The 21,218-nt window shown below is 50.3% G+C and carries 17 protein-coding genes; 12 read left to right on the forward strand and 5 right to left on the reverse strand.

Going from position 1 to position 21,218, the window contains the following annotated elements; genetic code table 11:
* Positions 1 to 117 precede the first annotated feature (117 nt).
* Both EPA93_RS21925 and EPA93_RS21930 read left to right on the forward strand, forming a co-directional pair.
* Entirely contained in the window at positions 118 to 2,598 is a 2,481-nt protein-coding gene (locus tag EPA93_RS21925; RefSeq protein ID WP_129889558.1) for a ComEC/Rec2 family competence protein, read from the forward strand.
* A gap of 206 nt (positions 2,599 to 2,804) precedes the next feature.
* On the forward strand, positions 2,805 to 3,425 hold the full coding sequence (locus tag EPA93_RS21930; protein WP_129889559.1) for a zinc ribbon domain-containing protein: 621 nt from the start codon (positions 2,805 to 2,807) through the stop codon (positions 3,423 to 3,425).
* Positions 3,426 to 3,479: 54 nt separating this feature from the next.
* Here the strand turns inward: EPA93_RS21930 and EPA93_RS21935 are convergent, their stop codons facing one another.
* Positions 3,480 to 4,490, reverse strand: coding sequence for a tyrosine-type recombinase/integrase (locus tag EPA93_RS21935; protein WP_129889560.1), 1,011 nt, complete (start codon positions 4,488 to 4,490; stop codon positions 3,480 to 3,482).
* 333 nt (positions 4,491 to 4,823) lie between these two features.
* On the opposite strand from EPA93_RS21935, the gene EPA93_RS21940 reads away from it, so the two are divergent.
* The 4 genes from EPA93_RS21940 (at position 4,824) to EPA93_RS21955 (ending at position 7,885) form a co-directional block, all read left to right on the forward strand.
* Entirely contained in the window at positions 4,824 to 6,197 is a 1,374-nt protein-coding gene (locus tag EPA93_RS21940; protein WP_165423317.1) for an ArnT family glycosyltransferase, read from the forward strand.
* 295 nt (positions 6,198 to 6,492) lie between these two features.
* Positions 6,493 to 6,720: a helix-turn-helix domain-containing protein gene (locus EPA93_RS51030; protein WP_129889562.1), complete on the forward strand. Its 228-nt coding sequence runs from the start codon at positions 6,493 to 6,495 to the stop codon at positions 6,718 to 6,720.
* Between the two features lie 112 nt (positions 6,721 to 6,832).
* The gene (locus tag EPA93_RS21950) at positions 6,833 to 7,057 is read left to right on the forward strand and encodes a helix-turn-helix domain-containing protein (RefSeq protein WP_129889563.1); all 225 of its coding nucleotides are present in this window, start codon (positions 6,833 to 6,835) and stop codon (positions 7,055 to 7,057) included.
* Positions 7,058 to 7,060: 3 nt separating this feature from the next.
* Positions 7,061 to 7,885 (forward strand): maleylpyruvate isomerase family mycothiol-dependent enzyme, encoded by an 825-nt coding sequence (locus tag EPA93_RS21955; RefSeq protein WP_129889564.1) that lies wholly within the window; start codon positions 7,061 to 7,063, stop codon positions 7,883 to 7,885.
* A 119-nt stretch (positions 7,886 to 8,004) separates the two neighbouring features.
* Here EPA93_RS21955 and EPA93_RS21960 read toward each other — a convergent pair whose 3' ends face one another.
* The gene (locus EPA93_RS21960; RefSeq protein ID WP_129889565.1) at positions 8,005 to 10,665 is read right to left on the reverse strand and encodes a PEP/pyruvate-binding domain-containing protein; all 2,661 of its coding nucleotides are present in this window, start codon (positions 10,663 to 10,665) and stop codon (positions 8,005 to 8,007) included.
* Positions 10,662 to 11,402, reverse strand: a complete 741-nt coding sequence (locus EPA93_RS21965) for a TetR/AcrR family transcriptional regulator (RefSeq protein WP_129889566.1) — start codon at positions 11,400 to 11,402, stop codon at positions 10,662 to 10,664. The genes EPA93_RS21960 and EPA93_RS21965 overlap by 4 nt, the downstream gene beginning before the upstream one ends.
* 822 nt (positions 11,403 to 12,224) lie before the next feature.
* Here EPA93_RS21965 and EPA93_RS21970 point away from each other — a divergent pair.
* The 3 genes from EPA93_RS21970 (at position 12,225) to EPA93_RS21980 (ending at position 15,532) form a co-directional block, all read left to right on the forward strand.
* Positions 12,225 to 12,710 (forward strand): RNHCP domain-containing protein, encoded by a 486-nt coding sequence (locus tag EPA93_RS21970; protein WP_165423319.1) that lies wholly within the window; start codon positions 12,225 to 12,227, stop codon positions 12,708 to 12,710.
* 425 nt (positions 12,711 to 13,135) lie between these two features.
* Complete coding sequence (locus EPA93_RS21975) at positions 13,136 to 13,873, forward strand: response regulator transcription factor (protein ID WP_129889568.1); 738 nt, start codon at positions 13,136 to 13,138, stop codon at positions 13,871 to 13,873.
* Between the two features lie 186 nt (positions 13,874 to 14,059).
* On the forward strand, positions 14,060 to 15,532 hold the full coding sequence (locus EPA93_RS21980) for an ATP-binding protein (RefSeq protein WP_129889569.1): 1,473 nt from the start codon (positions 14,060 to 14,062) through the stop codon (positions 15,530 to 15,532).
* Positions 15,533 to 15,634: 102 nt separating this feature from the next.
* On the opposite strand, the gene EPA93_RS21985 is transcribed toward EPA93_RS21980, so the two are convergent.
* Positions 15,635 to 16,051: a hypothetical protein gene (locus EPA93_RS21985; protein WP_129889570.1), complete on the reverse strand. Its 417-nt coding sequence runs from the start codon at positions 16,049 to 16,051 to the stop codon at positions 15,635 to 15,637.
* 496 nt (positions 16,052 to 16,547) lie between these two features.
* On the opposite strand from EPA93_RS21985, the gene EPA93_RS21990 reads away from it, so the two are divergent.
* The 3 genes from EPA93_RS21990 to EPA93_RS22000 are packed head-to-tail and all read left to right on the forward strand — an operon-like array spanning position 16,548 to position 20,001.
* The gene (locus EPA93_RS21990) at positions 16,548 to 18,461 is read left to right on the forward strand and encodes a sensor histidine kinase (protein WP_129889571.1); all 1,914 of its coding nucleotides are present in this window, start codon (positions 16,548 to 16,550) and stop codon (positions 18,459 to 18,461) included.
* A gap of 25 nt (positions 18,462 to 18,486) precedes the next feature.
* Positions 18,487 to 19,164 carry a response regulator gene (locus EPA93_RS21995; RefSeq protein WP_165423320.1) on the forward strand — a complete coding sequence of 226 codons (678 nt, stop codon included), beginning with the start codon at positions 18,487 to 18,489 and terminating at the stop codon, positions 19,162 to 19,164.
* A gap of 27 nt (positions 19,165 to 19,191) precedes the next feature.
* The gene (locus EPA93_RS22000; protein WP_129889573.1) at positions 19,192 to 20,001 is read left to right on the forward strand and encodes a class I SAM-dependent methyltransferase; all 810 of its coding nucleotides are present in this window, start codon (positions 19,192 to 19,194) and stop codon (positions 19,999 to 20,001) included.
* A 76-nt stretch (positions 20,002 to 20,077) separates the two neighbouring features.
* Here EPA93_RS22000 and EPA93_RS22005 read toward each other — a convergent pair whose 3' ends face one another.
* Positions 20,078 to 21,094 (reverse strand): LysM peptidoglycan-binding domain-containing protein, encoded by a 1,017-nt coding sequence (locus EPA93_RS22005; protein ID WP_129889574.1) that lies wholly within the window; start codon positions 21,092 to 21,094, stop codon positions 20,078 to 20,080.
* Positions 21,095 to 21,218 lie beyond the last annotated feature (124 nt).

Consider the following 21,218-nt stretch of genomic DNA (forward strand, 5'->3'; position numbering starts at 1 on the left):
CGCCAGCATTTAGCACAGGCTTCCTTTTCTTTAAGCCTGGATAATGGACAAAGCGCAGTCAAGCTAAGCTTTCTGTTTCTCTAATAGGCAAAAACTAAATAGTAGCGAGAATTTGATATGCGAGGACTGACCTTAGTTGGCATAGCGGGCTCGTGGTTAGTGGGCATGCTCCTCGATTCCCTTCTCCCTCTACCACCGCTTGCTCTACTTATCGACCTTGGAGCGGCTTCTATTTTCTTTGCTCTGCTCTGGCATGATCGGCAAGGACGTTTCGTTATGGGCCTTGTTCTGTGCCTCTTGCTGGGAGGGCTACGTTTTTCCCTAGCCTCTCCGTTAAACGACCCACACAGCATTGCTAGATTGCTTAATACAAATTCACTGACTATTGATGGCATAGTCTCAGATGAACCAAAATCCGAAGGGCGGAGCCGGGTACTCATTATCTCGGCAGATAAGATGAGCACTGATAATGGTAAGAGCTGGCAAATTACCGATGGGCGACTAGAGGTCAGGGAACTAGAAAACGGCGCCGATAACCCTTATGGAGCCAATTATGGAGATACAGTTGAATTGAAGGGGAAGCTTCAAGCGCCTCAGCAAAGCCCACCCGATATCCTGGCCACGATGGCTTTTCCACGGGTAAGCGTGACAAGCAGGAATACCAATCTGATCATCGCCGCCCTATATCGTCTCCGCACAGCTTTAGCCATAGCTATTGAACGAGCCATGCCCGAGCCGGCCGCAGCGCTCCTGATCGCCATTCTACTCAGCCTGCATACGCCTGCCCTCAAGCCGCTTGTGCCCATATTTAATGTAACTGGTACTGCACACCTTATCGCCCCCTCCGGCTTTAAGGTGACAGTTCTGGCCGGGCTGGTAGTCAGCGCCACATCCTGGCTGCACAAACGGCCAGCGGCGGATCAGTTTCTCCTGCCGGCCCAAAAGCGCGGAGGCTGGAAAGCATGGCTCATTACAGTTGGAACGCTCTTGTGTATTGGCAGCTATACAATGCTCAGCGGGGCCGGCCCGGCGGCCGTACGTTCTGGCATTATGGGCTCACTACTCATCGTCGCGCCCCGCCTGGGACGGCGCTACAATATCTATACAGCGCTAGCCCTGACGGCTCTCCTCATGAGTCTCATTAATCCCTTCGTAATTTGGGATGTGGGCTTTCAACTTTCTTTTTTAGGAACTTGCGGAATTGTCATACTCACTCCCTTCTTTCAGCATCTGCTTCGTCCGCTGGAACGGCTTCCTCTCGGCGAACATATCTCTACAATTAGCGCGGTAACGCTGGCCGCACAGATCGCCACCATGCCCATTCTTGCCGTAAACTTCCAGACCATCTCATTTATAGCACCGCTGGCAAATATCCTCACAGTTCCACTTCTTGGTGCCTTTATCGCCCTGGGCTGCTGCATCGGTATAGCAGGTCTCATCTCTGGACCACTTGCTATGGCTTGCAGTTGGGCAGCCTGGCCTCTGCTCTGGTATATGATAACAATCACTACCTGGTGCGCCAACTTGCCTCTGGCCTACCTGGCGGCTAGCAATATCAATGGTATTACTGCCTGGAGCTACTATATACTGCTAGCTTTGCTGACCCTATTCATCGTGAGGAAATGGCCAGCGCTAACTACTTACACCTCTTCAGTTGCCCAACACGCAAGCTTGTTACATTTATCGCCTCGTAGCTGGCGGCTAGTTCAACTTGGCATCGCTCTGTCTATGGTCTTAGCCACTGGCATAGGGATGCTGACATTCTCTCCTGGGGCTCAGCTCACCATCTCGTTTCTCAGCGTGGGGCCGGCTAAGCAGGCTCCCCAGGGCGAAGCTATTCTTATTCGCACGCCCGATGATAGAGCTGTCCTGATTGACGGAGGGCCAGATATAACTTCATTAGCGCAGGGGCTAGATAGTCGTCTTGCCATATGGCAACGTTCCCTGAACACTATCGTTCTTACTACTCCTCGTCCCGACCATCTCACCGGCCTGCAAGATATCGTACAACGCTACCAGATAAATACAGCCATAGACGCGGGAATGCTGCACCCCAATATAGCCTATACCCTGTGGCGTCGTTCTTTAGAGCAGCATGGTATTCCCTATAAGCCCGTTGCCCAGGGGGCGGCTATTACCCAGGGTTCAGAGCTTACCTTTCAGGTCCTCTGGCCTCCTTCGCAGCTGCATAAAAGCAGTAGAGAGGCGTTCGATAATGGACTCATCTTGCGACTGATAACGCCTCATCTGCGCATCCTCTTCTTAGGAGTAACAAGCCTGAGCCAGTACGCCTTAATGGGCCTCTTACAAAGTTGTGGACCCGGCTATCTCCAGGCCGACGTTGTGCAGCTGGTTAGCGAGCAGGGCAAAGCTTTTCCGGCCACCTTACCCATACTTTTAAAGCTGGCTCATCCCACATTAGTCGTCGTCACACCCTCCACTCTCAGCAAGCAACTTAACAAGTCAAGCCAGGCGAACGTAATCCCTTTATCATCTTCTCTCGCCGGTCCCTGGAAAACCATGCAGACAGCCCAGACAGGCACACTAGAAATTATCAGCACGCCAGAAAGATGGACTACAACCTATGCTTCTCTGTAACGTACAATGAATGAATACTTGATAGTAGGAAAGATGAATCCTGAAGGAACGCACTTCCTTAGCTGGAAGAGACTTTGCTTCCTTGAGTTAACAATAGATAAATATAATGTAATATCATGCAAGATTTAGCCTTGAGCTTTCCACTAAAAAGTCAGATAGCCTAAGACTAAAGGACAGCACTAAGCCAGAGAAGGATTTGGTTTATTATGGTCTGCACACGCTGCGGAAACACCATAGCTGACAACACTATCGTTTGTCCAGCCTGCGGAGCGGTTAACCCCCAACCCCAAACACATGCCGAGCCCTCCACAAGCTACGGACAATATGCCCCAGGCAGCCAGGAGGAACATATCTCATCTGGAGCAAGTTCAATATCCCCACAAGCCGGCAGGGCTACCCCCCATCAGGCAGGCTACAGTTCCCCTCACGCCTCTCATCCTGGTTACGCACCTGCTTACAATGCAGCCCCGCTCTATAGACAAGCGACATTCGCCCAGGGCTTTACCGTCTCTAATAAGAACGATACAGCTCTCATCGCTGAGATCATTCTTTCTCTCTTTGGCATATTTGGAGTTGGCTGGCTCATGGCACGCGAAACAACAGTCGGCATCATTTTGCTTGTTTGTAGCTTTTTGATTTACTGGCCCCTCATGCTCTTAGGCACTGTCTTTACGTTGGGCATCGGCCTTGTCTGCCTGGGACCGCTAGCTATCGGGGCTATCATTCTCAACATATTGCTGCTAAATAGTGTTTTAAAGCGGAAAGCTGCAAGTTTTATTCTGGTACCACCATCCCAACAACAAATGCCGCCACAGTATCATCCATAGTCATTCAATAAGTGCAAGCGAAAACAAGAGGAGGTCAGCACATCGACCTCCTCATTATTTAGGAAAAGCGAGACGACGATACTTCTCTCTTGATTCTAGCCATGCCTCATCGGAAAGCCCTAATTTCTCGCGCAGAGCATCTGGCGGCTCACCATCTCTTAAGCACTGCACGGCAAAGGTATCGCGCAACAACTGTAAAGTGACGCGTTTCTTGATCCCTGCCGCTTGCACGGCCCGAGCCAGGATATAGTTTAAATTTCGATCCGTACAGGCAAATACCTCATCAGTAGGATGATATTTATCCTGGTAGCGCTTAAAAATTGCGGTAAATTCTTCAGGGAGCGTCAGACGGCGCTCGCGGTGCTGTTTGCCTGTTGAGGCGGCAAAATGGATAGTCACCAGCGGAGCTTTGGCATTAGAAAGATCTATGTGGCCCATTTTTAGCCCCATCACTTCTTCTTTCTTCAGCCCGGCATAGAGAATGAGATAAACCAGGCAATGGCAGCGCGGATCTGCGCTGGCCGCCCTGAGCAGACGCTGTACTTCATCAGCAAACAAAAGCTCTGGCAGAGGCGGCAAAGGGCGCTCTAGCGTTAAGCTTAGCGAAGGATCTTCACGCAAAACTCCTTCGCGCGTCAGCCAGGAAAAGAAATTCTTCAGGAAGGTCACACGACGGGCCATGGTCTTCGGGGCAGGTATACGACCAGGTACGCCAAATTTCAGCTTCATCAGCCAGTCTGTAAGCTGCTCCTTAGAGATGCGGCCCACAGGAGTCTCGGCTCCGGCAAAATCGCTGAACATTTTCAAATCTGAGAGAAAGCAAGTCACAGTATAGTTTGATTTACCACGTAACATAAGCTCCTGGCGATAAGGAATAGCACAAGCGGCAAGGCTGGACTGTTCGGTCAATGGATTAGTACGTACGAGTGGAGGAAAGGGCATCTCCAAAGGGTCAGCCGGCTCTTTAATGACGGTTGAAGCACCAAAGAGATTAGATTGCAAGACTGTACTGTCTTCATTCACAATAGGTTTGGGCTGGCTTTCTGGTTGGGAGTCCTTCTGCATGTGTTGCTCCTTAACTGGATATATGGCTCAAACGTCACTGTATCTTTCATTATAGCATACCTCGGCAAAGTATGGGACTTCCTTCACCGTATGTTTGCTTCCTTGGCTTCTGCCGGCAAAACATATTGAAGAGCTTGATCCAAGACACAGTATACTTGCTCATCTCGCTTTATATCGGTTCCCCTTATTTCTAGACCTGATTGGAAAGCTATTTTCAGCCAGCGCGGCATCAGGGGCAATAGCCACCAAATACCGATGAAGTTACGTTAATTTATAGTGTTCGTCTCCATGTATAGTCCCATCGGACATCCTAACACCAAGAGGATCGTGAAAATGAAGCAGCAACAGCGTTTGCCATTTATGGCACTGGTCCCTGCTGTCGGTATTTTTGTTTTCGCTTTTGTGGTGCGCGCTGCCTATAACGTACTGGGGGCAAAAGATTATTACCCACTGCACGACTCGGCAACCTACCAGAGCATCGCCTTTAATATTTTACATGAGCATTGTTACTGTCTACATTCACAGCTACCAACTGTGGACCGGGCTCCTCTCTGGCCTGCGATCATCGCTGCTATTTATGGCGCTCTAGGGTCGCAGGATCACTATGTACGCTTTTTCCTTTGCGTTGTAGGTGCAGCCACCTGCTTACTGATTTATTTCTTTGCTAAAGATCTATTTGGCAAAGGTATTGGGATTTTAGCCGGGCTCATTGGCACTATTTACCCCTTTCTCTTTATATATGATGCGTGGTTATATACCGAGTCGCTCTATATATTTCTGTTGCTAGCCCTATGCTACACTCTCTACCGGCTACAGATTAAACCTCATTGGGGCTTGATGGCACTCAGTGGCGTGCTTATCGCACTGTTGGCCTTCACTCGACCCAACGGACTTGCCCTGCTTCCTGTCTTTCTCGTTTGGATCTTTATCATGTGGCGTACAAAGATGCTTCCTGGCACCCAGGTAATTAAAGGAGCGATCATTGTTTCTGTAGTCTCGCTGGCTCTTATCGCTCCCTGGACAATACGCAACTATACAGTAACTCATGCTCTCATTCCACTCGCTGTAGGTGATGGAAAGGTATTGCTCGGAGCCTATAATGATCAGACGGCAGACCCAACATACCAGAATGGCCGCTACCTGGGCATCTGGATTATTCCCGATGAATCAACCCCAGCTATTGCGCAGAAGTTCCCCAGCAAGGATCTATGCTCTGGCCCTTGCGAAGTGCAGCGCGACAATACATATAGATACTATGCGGAACAATGGATGCAAACCCATCTCGATAAAATGCCCTACATGCTTGGACTTCACTTTGTCAACACCTGGCAAGCAACATCGCAAGAGGCAGATCTACCTATAAATCGCTTTCCCGATCGGCCCATTTCCAAGTTTGTGGTGATGCTCATGGAAATCATCACGCCTATCGTACTCATTCTGGCCGCCTGTGGCCTGGCCGCTACCTGGAAACGCTGGCGCTACCTGCTCTTTATCTACTTCCTGATTCTGATGACGGTAGCGCAATCGATAGTTCTCTACGGCATTCCGCGTTTCCGCGCTCCGCTTGAGCCAATGTTCATTATCTTAGCAGCTGGCGCTATCTGGTGGCTTACAGGCTGGTTGAATAAACGTCGGCCCGCACTACAAAACGCTTCTGTCCGTCAGGAAAAAACGCCCATCTCCGTCTCCGCACAGAGACAGAAATAAGCCAAAACATCACGCTACAAGGGAAGACTGTAGCGTGATGCTCTTCTCTTTAGTGCCGATCCGAAATGGCTTTAGTTTGAGGCATGGCAGCAAACTAAGTTCTGAAGAAACACAACAGCTCTTGCAAGCAAGATTGCATGCAACCAAAGCCATCTATCCCCGCATGCTATTAAAGCTTTGATTTGCAAATAGATATATACTAGTAATAAGCTTAAGATAATTTTGGGATTTTCATCACCAACAGATCTTATTACAAGCAGATAAGCGCGGACTTTATAGAGCAAGAAAGCGACAAATGATAAGGCTTAAGTTAAAAGAAGTGCTGCGCGAAAAGAAGGTGAGCCAGAGCAGGCTTTCTCACATGGCATATCTCTCTCTTAACACCATTCAGGAGATGATCCATGATCCCTACAGAGATGTGAGAATATCTACGCTTGACAAAATAGCGCAAGCGCTCAATATATCTGTCATGGATCTATACGAGAGAGTCCCTGATGAACAAGAGGCCGCACAAGAGAAATAAGTTATGAGACTACATAAATGGAACAAACTTATACCTTGCAGCAGATGGAAGGCTCAGGATGCCGCATTAGCTGGCGCTGAAAAATTTCAGCACGTGCGAGGATGGAGATAGGATGCTACGCCTTCGCGTGAAAGAAGTAGCTCGTCAAAAAGGCATGTCTATGCATAAATTATCCTTGCGATCCGAGGTGAGCTATCACGTCATTCGAGAGATATTCAATAACCCTGTCAAAATTATCAGTACTGATACGCTCAACAGGATCGCAAAGGCATTAGGAGTTCCCGTCACGGAGATTATCGAGGACGTGCCTGAAGAAGACGTCACACAAGGGAAGTGAGCTATGAAACCAGTTGAACCAATCTTTGTAGTTGAGCTTTTTGAACCGATGCTCGACCAGTTACTACAGTTACTGCGCCCGTTATCCACAGAGGAATGGAGCAGGCTTACGCCGTGCGTCGGCTGGACGGTCAAGGATGTTGCTCTGCACTTGCTTGGCGATGAAATCGGCCAGCTCTCCCGAGGAAGGGATAAGGATACGTCTTCATTACTGCCACCTGGGCCCGATCTGGTTAGCCGCATCAACCAGCAGAACGCCTTGTGGGTCGAGGCTACGCGCGGAATAAGCCCACGCCTGCTTTGCGAGCTCCTCGACAGCACCGGGCACCAGGTTATCCAATACTTCAAGAGCCTCGACCTCATGGCACTGAACGGTCCCGTGAGCTGGGCCGGTCCTGATCCCGCTCCGGTCTGGTTTGATGTCGCGCGCGAATATACCGAACGTTGGCATCATCAGCAGCATATACGCGAGGCACTTGAGCGACCAGGGCTGACCGAAGCTACCTTCCTCACGCCCATACTCGATACCTTCGTCAGGGCCTTACCCTGGACCTTCCGTTCGGTCGAGGCGACCAAAGATACAGTTATCCAATTGAGCGTGACAGGAGATGTGGCCACAAGCTGGTTCCTGCAGCGCCACGGGACAGGTTGGCTTCTGTTCGCAGAGACAGCATTTCCTCCCACCACCACAGTCACACTTGATCCGGAAACTGCCTGGAAATTGTTTACTAAAGGCATTACGCCAGAACTGGCAAGAAGTAAGGCCAGCATTCAAGGCAACGCGAAGCTGGCCTCTAAGGTCTTTGAGACAGTGGCGATTATTGCCTGAGTCATAGAGCGCGCTAAATTTTTAGTCTCTAGAAGCCGACGAGAGGTAGGGATCTCTACCTCTCGTGCTGACTATCTATTTTCCACTGACAGCTTATTCTTGCTGTGAGCGGCACAAATTCAGCGGGCGTGCGTCACGGTACCGGCATCCCCATCAACCGTAATACGTTGTCCACTATGCAGGCGCTCCGTCGCTACGCCAGTGCCAAGCACGGCTGGGATGTGATATTCGCGCGCCACAATTGAGCTATGGCTGAGTGGACCGCCCACGTCGGTCACCACACCTGCCGCCAGTGAGAAGAGAGGAGTCCAGGCCGGAGTGGTAATTCTCGCGACCAGGATATCGCCTTGCTTCATCTGATGAAACTCGCTGGGATTGATAATCACGCGCGCCGGGCCAGTCACACAACCCGGGCTGGCTCCAATTCCCTTAAGCGTATCGCCCTCAGCCTGCTCGGTCTGCGCCGGCATGAAGCGGCTAAAATCCATGCCAAGGAAGCGCGCGCCGCCTTTTATGGGCAAGGCTGCAGGAGGCGGCACGGCACGCTCTCTCTCCCAGAGAGCCCGCCGCTCGGCGACAACGGTATGATAATCTACGAGCTGCTGCTGCGCATCAAGCGCTTTTGTGGCCACATGCAGATCATCCAGAGTGAGCCAGAACACGTCATCAAGTTCATTGGCAACACCGGCTTCAGTTATGCGGCGCCCAATCTCGCGCAGCATGCGGCGCAAAATTGGCCAACCTAAGCCCACATCGGCAAGAGCGTTCTCGCGTAAAGGCGCAAGATGCTGGGCCCACCCCAATAATTTTCGGAATAGCCGTAAACGCAGACCTCGCAAGCGCAAGAGGGTCGCCTGCACAGCCTGCACACGAGCCGATGCAGTTTTTTGCTGGCGAATATAAGGAGCAGGCGCCTCTTCATCCAAGAAGTACTTGAGGGCTTCAAGCAAAGAGGCCGGGTCTTCCGCAGGGACAGGTTTTGCAAAGTCGAGATCATAGATTGCCGCCCCAAATTTTGCCAGGTGAGCTTCGAAGCGCTGCCGAAACTCTGCCCATAATTCTTTATCCACACCCTCTATCTGCTCACGCTGATAGGCAGAGGCAAATTCCGCACTCGACATACCTGCCAGGGCCTCGGCAAGCTGTGGCTGTACACGTACCCAGCGGGCCAGATCGTACAGAGATTTCTCTGCCTGAATAGGTATGCTATCATAGCCCAGCAGGAACGTAGTAGCTGTGGGATCTCCACGACGCTTAATGAGCCGATTATAGGCAATTGTAAAGAACATCTCGCTCATGTAGGCATCTGGCAGAATGCCGGATTGGATACAGAGATAGTACCACGCTGCTTTAGCAACAATCTCCTGAGCGCCAGCCAGTAAGTTTTCGGCAGATTCAGTCTCTAGATCAACAACCTGCCAGCGTTTGACGAGCTCCGCATATCTGGCATGTTCCTGCCGCCAGCGCTGCTCAGCGCTACGAAACAGGCGCGGAAGTTCGATGCCAAGGAGACGTGGCATGGAGAGCATCGTCCTGGCCGCCTGAGAAGCTGTAAGAGTTATATCATAGTAACCATATCCATTAATAATGGCGAACATATCCATTGGAAAGGAGAAACGGAGCTCTGCCATTAATGAGTCCATCACCTTAGACCACTCAGGAAGGCCGAGCGTGGCAAACAGCGGCGAAAGAGGGTCGGGCAGTAATTCGAATACGCTGGCGCGCACATAACGCCCCTGCGCATTGGGAAGCTGCCATTGCAGAGCTGGCTGGGGTTGCGCACTGTTGGCAGTTTCGGACAATGTGGTAATCGGGCGAGCCTGGACGATAAAGAAGCGCTCCTTCTGCAGGGCCCATTCAATATCCATCGGCTGCCCATAGAGCTGCTCGATTTGTGTGCCAAGTTGAGCCAGTTCAGCGGCCTGGGATGGCGCCAGGACGGCCGTGTACCGGCGATCCTGTGGTACTGGTTCCTCACGCGTCCCCTCAGCCACACGCGTGGTCATAAGCGCTTTATCGGCAACCTCCATTGAGCGGACGGCACCATTTGCTTTCTCCACAACTATCGTATCCGGCGTCACCAGCCCACTAACGATAGCCTCACCTAATCCCCAGGCTGCATTAATCATTACCTCTTGCCGACTACCGTTCAACGGGTTGGCAGTAAACAACACGCCAGAAGCATCAGCAGACACCAGCTCTTGCACTACGACGGCAAGACTTACATCCTGCGGAGCAATATGATTACGCGCCCGATAGCCAATAGCACGTGCAGTCCAGAGGGAGGCCCAGCAACGTTTCACGGCATCCAGCAGCATGGCTTGCCCCCGCATATTGAGATAGCTCTCCTGCTGGCCCGCAAAGGACATCTCAGGCAAGTCTTCAGCCGTGGCCGAGGAGCGCACAGCGACCGGAACATCAGCCGAACCAAGCCGGGCATAGGCCTGGCAGATTGCCTCGGAGATTTCTTCTGGCATCACCCCAGCCATAAAAAGCTTACTGATCCGCTCTGAAGCCTCTTTGAGCGTGGCAGGCTGCTCAGGGGTAGCAGTCGAGACGGCGGCCAGAATTTGCTCCTGCAGCCCATTTTCCGTGACAAAACGCTGATAGGCCCTGGTTGTAATATGAAAGCCAGGAGGTACGGGAAGATTGGCCCCAGCGAGGCGGGCCAGAGAAGCTCCTTTTCCACCCACAAATGAAAGCTGGGCAGCGGCATCATCCAGCGCTAAAACGAGAGGAATATCCTGTTTATCGCTCACTGCGATCTCTTGAAGTGTCATGCCTCTACTTCTTTCTGAAATTGCTCACGCGCAATTTCTACAGAACGATCCAGGTACTGCAAAAAGATTGAAGAGATTTTCTGCAATTCAGCAGTTGAAGCAGCATGAGCAGGCTCAAGGATACGTTTCCCAGTCTCGGCCATTAGTTCCGCCATCTCTTCGTCAGAAAGCGCATATTCATCAGACATCAATGGGGCAACGAGAAAAAATCCGGTAAAGATGGCCGAAAACATATATATCTGTTTGGTCAAGCTGAGATCAGTACGCACAAGGCCATGCTCACGCAAAAATTCAAAATAGAGTTTGAAACCCTCCATCTTCTCCAAATGGGCCGCATTACTCTGCTCTCTATGAGCCAGCTTGCCAAGCACTTCCATATCGCGCATAATAACTGCTTTCAGCAGCGGGCTCTGCAGAAGAGCAAGCGCCGAGTGTTTGAGCAGCCCGGAAAGTGTAGTACCCTCGGGATCGGCGCTAACGCGTTGCTTAATATCCTCTGCGACTACTACTTTTTCGCGCCTGATGAGCGCCGCAAACAGCTCTTCCCTGGTCTTCCAGTGCAGATACATGGTAGCCTTCGCCACTCCGGCTTGCCTGGCAATATCATCAAGAGTGGTCTTATTGTAGCCCCAGCGTAGGATCAAAGCCGCCGCCGCATCTAGAATACGGTGCGCGCGCGCCTCACGCCTGGTGAATTCTTGTGCCTGGGGATTCGCTTGCTGGCCCTGATATACCAAAGGTGTTCTCCTTTTTTAATAATGATATGACCATTTCAGCTTATTTAGTCACTCGAACAGCTAATAGAAATATAGCCTTCTAAAAGCCAAAAGTCAAGGGAGTGGAATTGCTTAAGAAAAAATAGCCTGATGAATTGACTTTTTCCAACAATAACTCTATACTAATAAGTAACACGAACTAGAAAGGTTCTTTTATGTACGGACCAATACCCACTCGGCGCAGCGGATTGCTGTGTTATTAGTTGTCCATTGAGCTTATCTTAGCGTTTTGTGCTTATCCAATGGGTGTTTGCCACTTATACAGGCTTGAGCTTCCCTTATAAAGGTCGAAGCCTCATGTAAGTTTGGCTTTTATACGTTACCTTTTCTTGCACCCTCTTACGTAAGAAAAGTTTCAATGACAACAGCTTAAAGGCATTTTGCCCGCGAGCTCCATTCTTTCTTCAAGAAGCAGCAATCCCTGCGCCTCCTCCTTCACTGATTCTACCTTGTTTTCCCGACCCGGGGATGAGTTTGCCTTTTTCGCTTCGTGCAAGCCTATTTTAGCATGCCAGAAGTCGAGAAATCGGCCCGCGCGTAGCAACGTCATGTCAGCTTATCGAGCAGGCCCAGGCACGAGTAAAATAGATCCTCATCCCTCCTAATCCTATTCCAGGTATCAGGAGTTTTAGATCTTGACCACAGCACTAGAAGAGAGGTTCTTTATGCGTAAACCAGCGGTATGTTCAGTCGCGGTGTTTGACCACACGCTCACCTTGCAGTTTTTGCAACCTGTTCAAGCAACATTTCATAGATTGAAAATACAGAATAAGAGGTCATACAGTGCGAACATATCGCCATTCGCGAGGTTCAGGCAGGCAATATCGCCATACAGACTATACACCGAGGCATCGTAACAGACGTTTAGCGGGTCAGGACTTTAAGTGCAAGCATTGCCGACGTTTTATTGGTCCACCGCCTTCAGGTGGCTATCATCGCAATCACTGCCCGTTCTGCCTTTATTCTTGCCACGTTGATGATCAGCACTCGGGGGATAGGATGAGCACCTGTGGAGCTAAAATGCAGCCCATCGGTACCTTCCAGCGGGCTAAGGGAGAATATGTCCTGGTTCATCGTTGCCTTGGCTGCGGCTTTGAACGCTTTAATCGGATTGCTGCCGATGACGACTTTGAGCTTGTACTTTCCCTACCCACGCTGCCACCGCGCAGCAAACACGAGGAAAAAATGCAGCGCTTACAGATGCTGCTGGAGAACCAGAGCGAATATTATATTCATGAAGAAGATGAGGACGCCATAGATCTCTATTAGTGGTGCTCATCACTCGCTAAACAGCTAAGGCTTGGCGCCGCTACGCGTTGAGCCTTAGCTTTCGCTTTACAGAATTTCAGTTCCGCTTACTTTTGGCTACTTTCTAAGCAACACATATCGACAGATCTTGCGCAGTAGTTTACACTATAGACGATACAATTAGCCTCATCAATCAATTTAGTATTTCTATGTAAAATATCATGGCCATTTATCGGTCATCTTTTGTGCCCATGTGGGTTCCAGAAAAAGGTACTGGTGCATAATGTGATCTGCCAGATCAAGATTGTGCGCACGAGAGGAACAAGCGTTCCTCAGCTATCTGTCTCAGGCAGAATAGCACCTTTCCCACTTGTAAATCGTCCTGATGGCATGTGACAATATAGACATAAAGCATTAACGATAAGAGGTATGCAGGAGGCGCGTTCATGGCTACCATTCTCGTAGTTGAGGACGAGATAGACATTTGTAACTTGATCCGTACCGAACTAGAAGCCGAAGGCCATCTCGTTTATCAGGCTTTCGATGGCAATACAGCCCTGACCCATGTCGAGGCATATCATCCACACCTGGTCCTGCTGGACTGGATGTTACCCGGCCTGGATGGCTTATCAGTCTGTCGCCGCATACGGCAAAAGCATCTAGTGCCTATTATTATGCTCACAGCGCGCACCGAAGAAGTTGATCGCATCCTGGGCCTGGAAGTCGGAGCCGACGATTATATCAGTAAACCTTTTAGTATTCGCGAAGTTACGGCACGTGTACGAGCGATCTTAAGGCGCGTCGATCTTGACCAGCGTGGCGTCCAGCGCACGCCCGCACCGGCTCCAGTCAATGTGCCAGCCGCTCAACAGTCTGCTGCGCCTTCCGGTCCCAGTCCAATTATTCGTGGACCCCTGCAGATTCATGCCGCTGAGCGCGCGGTCCTGCTCAACGGCAGGGAGATCGATCTAACTCCCAAAGAATATGAGCTCGTGCTCTTGCTTGCCTCCCATCCTGGCAGAGCGTTCAGCCGTGAGTTTCTATTGCAGCAATTATGGGGCTACGACTACGATGGCTTTGATCGTACTGTCGACACTCACATTACCCGGCTACGCAAAAAATTGGGCCCTCTGGGGGAAAAAATTGTGACGGTCTGGGGAGTTGGCTATCGTTTTATACAATAGCGTTAGTAAGTAGAGTGCTGTATGAGCCAGGAGGAGTGGAAGGTAGATCCATCCATAGTTGTCACAGTTTCGTAACATTTTAGCCATACGCTAGCTACACTGATACCATATAGTGGAAAAGCAGAAAGTTCAAAGCTATATGCAGCACTCCAGCACTGTGCGGAAATAAGAGCCAAGAGGTAACCAATGCTAACTTATCTGATACGTCCAATCCAAAGTAGCCAGACCTATCTCAATCTCCTATATACATTTGTAGCATGTATTCTTGGCATCTTCTATTTTCCATTTGTGCTACTGGCCCTCGTTCTTGCGATGACTGCACCTATTATCATTGTCATCATTCCTCTCGCCGCCGGCGTGCTTGCCTGCTGCTGGTACTTCGCAGCGTTTGAGCGCATATTAGTTATGTCCTGGTTACATATCGACATTGCGCCAATGTCCAAACCACGACAGCCACATGATAGATGGTATCAACGCCTGCTGGGCCAGATAAGCAATTCTGTCCTATGGAAAAGCCTTGCTTATCTACTTTTAAAGTTTCCCTTTGCCGTGACAGTTTTCTGCCTCTCCGCCGGCTTACTGCCCTCCGGTATTGCTGTTGGTCTTGTCTTTCTGCTGATCATGCTTGTCTTCTTGCCTTTCTTCTATCTCTGCGCGCTGATTTTTTATGGCAGAAGAGCAGGCGCATCATTATCTCAATATATACGCCTATCACTCATTATTGGCACCATTATCTCCTGTTCCTGGCTATATGTCCTTAACTTCCTGACGCAATGGTGGGCTCGCTTTGGCCAAACCATGTTAGGAATGGGCGACCAGGCACGCCGCCTGACCGAGGCGACCTTAATCGCCGAACAGGAACGCGCTAAAGCCTTGCGGGCCGAACAGAGCCGTAACGAGCTCATTATCAATGTTTCACACGAGTTACGAACGCCAGTCGCTAGCATTCGGGGACATATAGAATCGCTCTTAATCTCCTGCGATGAGGAGGCTACAGCTGCTCCAAGTCCCGAGGTTTTGCGCAACTATCTCAATATAGTCCACCGCGAATCGCTGCGACTGGGATCGCTGGTTAATGATCTATTATCATTGGCCCGCGCAGAAGCCAGCGAGTTACGCCTGAATATGGAGCCGGTCGCGGCCGGAAATGTGGTCGAAGAAGTCTATCAAACCTTAATGCCTCTGGCCCGCCGTGAGCGCCAGATCGTCCTTATACGCAGTGTAGTCCCGGTACTTCCTCGTGTGATGGCAGACCGTCAAAGGCTCACACAAGTATTGCTCAATCTGGTACGTAATGCCATTACTTATACGCCCGATGGCGGTATTGTCTCCATTACGCTACGCCAGATCTCTCAAGATCAGCTGGAACTTGCTGTCGCCGATACCGGCATTGGCATCTCTCCTGAGGATCAGAAACGCATCTTTGATCGCTTCTATCGCACCGATGCTTCACGTACCCGGAGTTCGGGCGGCTTCGGTCTGGGACTTTCTATTGTCTATGATTTCGTTACAGCGATGGGCGGAAGCATCAGCGTAGAAAGCAGAGAGGGAGAAGGAAGCTGCTTCCGCGTGATCTTGCAAATTGCCCAGATATCCCAGCTCTACCCTCAACCAGCTACGCAACCCCTGAGAAGGCCGAGCGTCCCACGCACCTATTAAGGCACTCAACAGCAAAATAAAATCCCTGAGAGGCATATAGCAAACTCTCAGGGATTTTGCAGGACATAACCATCTTTATATTATCAGCAAAGCCTGAACTATTTATTCTTCCTCATCTGCATCTTCAACATCATAATCTAAGTTCTCTGGCTCATAGGTGTCTTCTTCTTCTTCCTCTTCCAAATAGGTTCGGCCTGTATAACGAGCCATATATGACTCTTTTTGAATATGAATCGTAGGATGGATAACAGGGAAAGGCTTTAGTCCTTCCGGCCCCGTTGGACCTTCCATCTGCGTCTCATAGGCAGGAACGCTTTCACGCACCAGCACTTCTTCCTCTATAGCCATCGCTTCGAAACCCAAGCGTCGCAGATCCATCACCATTCCAGGCCACGTGTCATCGGCCGCAATCGCCCACCACTCACGCCCCATATATCGTACGGGTCGAACGCGTAAAGGTCGGTTGAGATCGCCCAGATTAGCCAACAACGTTTCCCGTTTATGCTCGGCTTTTTTCACGATAGTGAACCGTCCCTTCTTTACTAAAGCACTACTACACAATTCTTTCTACCACCTGGGTTTCGCCCGATAAAGTTTTCTTCACAAACCTTTTCTTTGTTAAACGCCACAAGGTGGAAATCTATTGCGTGTTTATACCATACCACATAAATCAGGTAATTTGCTAGTAAGCCAACATACTAATACGTTATGATCAATTATGGTTATCTATGATATATCTCAACTACTATCTTAACACATTTATGCTACCTATCCAGCAACCCCCACCTTTATTTCTCAGCCGGCTTTCCTCTTCCAATCTCGTGCCGCCTGAGAGGAGAAGGAAGGCGAAAATTGGGATGCACGCTCTCTCTGATCATTGAGCTCTTCAGAATTGACAGGTCCAGGAAAAAAGCGCATACTTGGACTTATTGCTGTGCAGGTTTGTATAGCGACAAGGATGCGTTTACTTTAAGGTTCCCTGCTCTAGCAGCAGGTAAGAGGATGGTGCAATGCTATGAGGCAAGCCCGCTTCACGCTAAAAGAGCTGCCTGATGCTACATTACGCCGCCTACGCAGCACTCCTAGCTATTTCTTTCTCATCTGGCGCTGGAGCATGTGGATCTATGCCCTTATTGTCATCACGGGCTCCGGCCCCTCCTATCGAAACACGCCTGTCTTCTATACTTGCATCCTCCTCCTCATTATCACTTTTTTACAGTCTCTGGTCATGACACTTTATTCACCAGTTATACAGGTCTTTCTTGCCCATTTCACGCCTTTTCGCTTCCTTAAGCACATTAAGCGATCATTTCACGGGCTGGAAGAAGAGGATGAGGACACAGATATCCTGACCCCACTCGCCGCTACGCATAATCGTTATTGGGAAATCAGTATTTATGCTCTCGATGTCATTATTTGCGGCCTGGTGACTTATTATAGTGGCCCTTTCGGTAAGCTACCTAATTTTGGCAGTTCGTCGCCTTTCTATCGTTATGGGATGTCTACAGCTTTTGCCGCTGCACTTCCTTATCGCTATCGCGGCAGCCTGATTGCAGCGATTGGATATGATCTTTTTATTCTAGCTGGAATGTTCTTCCCTCCATCTGGTCCGGCCTATACCCCCAACATCATCGATATCGCCGGTTCTCTTGTCGATACGCCTATTGCAGCGCTACTAGTAGCCTTTGTCATATCTCTACTTGCCCGCTATATTCACAGCAACAAACAACTCCAGGATGATGTGCGTCGACAAACCGCCCTCCTGGGCGTCGCCGAAACTATTGTACGCGAGGCAAACAACCAGGAATTGCTTTTGCAAAAAAGTGCTGAGCAACTGCAGCACGGTGGGCATTTTGAGCGTTTGATCATAGCCCTCACCGACCAGTCCGCGACAGAAGGCAAGGATAAGGACACACTCACCATTATCGAGACGCAGACAGAAGCCAGAAGTGCTGGTTCAGCTTCTCAATCTGGACCCTGGAACCAGGCAAGGCTTGCTCAAGTGGCCCAGGAAGGACAAAAAATACAGCATTTTGAGCGAGATCGGCAATCTGGCATCGCCAGCCTGTACCTGCCTTTCAGCAAAGAAGGCAAGGTACAAATGATCATAGGAGCCGAGAAGCGGCAACCAATGACCTTTGAAAGTAAACAAGAAGATTTCCTGCACATTGCCGGGGCTCAGATCTTGATTGCCCTTGATAACATGCGCCTGGCCGAGCAAACTATACAATTGGCAGCATCTGCCGAACGTAGCCGCATTGCCCGTGAAATTCATGATGGCATTGCTCAGCTCATTTTTATGTTGAGCCTCAATACTGAAACCTGCGCCACTCAGGCCCGCCGCCTGATTGAGGCTTCGGAAGAGGATGCGGAATTATTGACACCTCTTGCTCAGCGCCTTAATACGTTGGTAACCATCTCCAAGCAGGCCCTGTGGGAGACCCGCAACTATATGTTCTCTCTGCGCCCTCTGATGAAGGGAACCACAACGCTCACTCAGATGCTCACCAGCCAGCTGCGCGAATTCGAAGCGATCAGCGATCTTCCCGTAAAATTAATAGTTGAAGGTAAGGAACAGCCAGTTATGCCGGAGAGCCAGCTGGCATACAGGCGGGCCCAGGTTGGCGCAGCCATCTTTCGCATTGTCCAGGAAGCCCTCACTAACGCTTATAAACACGCGGCAGCAACGCACATAGAGGTGTTTCTCCACTATCGCACGGATGGTATAGAAGTCGAGATCAGCGATAATGGCCACGGTCTACCTCCCACACTTCAAGCTGATGGCCAAACAAATGAGCAAGCCCACATCTACTCTGGACAGGGCCTGGATGGCATGCGTGACCGAGCTAGCGAACTGGGTGGAAACCTGGAGATCACGCCAGCCTCGGCAGTTGGAGGAGTCAAAGTACGCGCCTGGATGCCAGTCTAATTCAGGAAGAGAGGATAGAGAGACAATGCCAAAAATACGGCTTATGATCGTAGATGATCACGAGATGGTACGCCTGGGCTTGCGCGCAGCCTTCGAGCCAGAAGCCGATATTGCTATCGTGGGAGAAGCTAGCAATGGAGCTGAGGCTGTCGCCAAGATGAGCACGCTTGATCCACAAATTATTTTGATGGATGTACGCATGGAAAAAATGGGCGGGATCGAGGCGTGCCGCGAGATCAAGAGCCGCAATCCCAATGTTCATATCTTGATGATCACCTCCTATACCGATGAGGATGCCGTCTTCGCTTCTATGCTGGCAGGAGCCAGCGGCTACCTGCTCAAAAATGTCAGCCGTCTGGAGTTGCTCAAATCCATCCGCCATGTGGCCAGCGGCCAGACCTTACTCGATCCCCACACAACAAAGCAGGTAATGGGACAGATGAGCAACCTGGCCGGTAATACTTCTCCTACGGGCGCCGGTGAAGATCTGACCGAGCGTGAGCGCGAAGTACTTGCCCTGATCGCTCGCGGCTATACCAATAAACAGATCGCCGAAGCTCTCTTTGTAAGCGAGAAAACTGCCCGCAATCATGTGAGCCATATTTTAGAGAAGCTCGACCTCTCGCGCCGCAGTGAAGCGGCAGCCTTCGCCGTGGAACACAAGCTTGTACAGCCCCGAGATCGGTGGACTATCGATCAATAAGTATGTATAGAACTAGAAAGGGTTTACATGCCAGAGACAACAGGCATCAACGATCAAAATTATCTTCTTACTCGTCAGTATAACAACGCCACTAATCTTAACGCACGCATTCAACTACATGCCCGCTTCAGCACCAATAAATATGACTGGCAACGCTGGGTCTTTGATCATTTCCATATCAGGCCAGAAAGCCGGATTTTAGAGTTAGGTTGTGGTCCAGGCTTTCTGTGGCGTAACAATCAGGATCGTCTCCCCAGTAATTGGGAGATTACGCTTTCAGATTTCTCAGCGGGCATGTTACAAGAAGCCCAGAACAACCTTAGCGAAAGCTCCCATGCTTTTATATTTCGCGTTATAGACGCCCAGCGCATCCCTTTTGAGGACCAAAGCTTTGACGCGGTTATCGCCAACCATATGCTCTACCACATCCCTGATAGAGAAAAGGCCCTCTCTGAGATCCAGCGCATCCTGAAACCGGGCGGTCTTTTCTATGCCGCTACAGGTGGCCAGGCACATCTGCAGGAGATCAATGCTCTGCTGCAAAAGATCAGTGGAAGTGAGCTCTGGGGGAGAAATAACGATCACGCCTTCGGGCTAGAAAATGGTGCGGCAGAGCTCTCTCGCTGGTTCACAAAGGTAGAGCTAACACGCCTTGACGGAGAGCTCGTTGTTACCGAAGCCGAGCCGCTCCTGGCCTACATTTTTTCAGGGCGCGCCAGATATCACCTGAGCGAGCAGCAGCAACAAATGCTGCGCCAAATTGTCGAGCAAACCTTGCAAGCACAAAAGGCTGTGCGTATTACGACTTCTTCGGGCCTTTTCGAAGCCACAAAATAACAAACAGGGATGCGCAAAAACGCATCCCTTCTGCTTTGCCCCATCGTGCTGAGAGCAAAAATACGCAGCCCAAACTTTACATTTTTACATAAAGCTGCGAAGCGGCATCATACCGATAGACAGGATTGCCAGCCTGGAACTTTAAGCTACCCCCATGCGCGCTCAGCCAGACCATCACTTGCGTGCCACTCGGCACACGTAAATGGTAGCTCCAGTGATCAAGTCCACCCGGACCGGTGACGCCCAGGAGCCAGGACCCTCCATCATCATCAATCGTGTTAGGCGAAATCTGATCGCAGGAGAGCGAGTCATCGTCGTGAGTATTATCCACCTGCAAATCACAGGCATGCAATGACATGCCATTAAATGAAGCGCCAGGATCTGCATAAGGATAATTGGCAAAGCCCGCGACAGACTTACGCGCCATCAAAGCCTGCGCCCAGACCCATGAGCCCACGTTAATTGTCAGCGTTGTCTGTACGAGTAAGCGAACCTGCGCCTGTGGCGCGACGCGTACCGTGAGCAGGCAACCACCAGAGCAATCAACTGAAGACGGCTTCTGCGGTATATTAATCAAAGGCGTAGGCAAGACCTGCTGTGGCGAGGTTGCATCTATCTTGAGCACAACGCCGCCAAGGGTAACCAGGGGATATTGGGGAGATAATTTGAGCACAGCCCCCGGCTGAATATGATGGCAATCCACACCCAGAGCCGCATTCAAGGCCTTAACGGTCTCAGGGTTTGCATCGCTAAAGACCTGGCCGGCATCATTCATACGCATCTGGAAGGTCAAAATCGAATCGCACGAATCACCCTCCTTAATCGTATATTGGATCGATCCCGCCTGTGGTAGCAAACCAGGGTAGGCAGGCAAAGGAGTTGGCGCCGCTGCCGGTGCTGGCCCGGTAAGCTTATAGATATAGCCGGATAGAGAAGGCAGGAGATGACTTCCAAACCGTGTCCCATAGAGAAAAGCAGGTACAGCTATTATAACAAGAATTACAAGTAATACTAATAGCTTCCAGGGCACAGAGCGCACTATAATGAGTAGATTCTCCGCAGGCGTACTGCGTGGATTAAAGCGACGAGCCATAGACACATCCTATCTCTATAGACCTGAGTAGGCACGCCTCACTACATGCAGCAAGAACATATGAGGCTCCCATTGACCAAACTTCACACGTAGCTAACAAAGCTTTCTATACTCCATACATTCA

The sequence above is a fragment of the Ktedonosporobacter rubrisoli genome (assembly GCF_004208415.1).
Classification (GTDB): domain Bacteria; phylum Chloroflexota; class Ktedonobacteria; order Ktedonobacterales; family Ktedonobacteraceae; genus Ktedonosporobacter; species Ktedonosporobacter rubrisoli.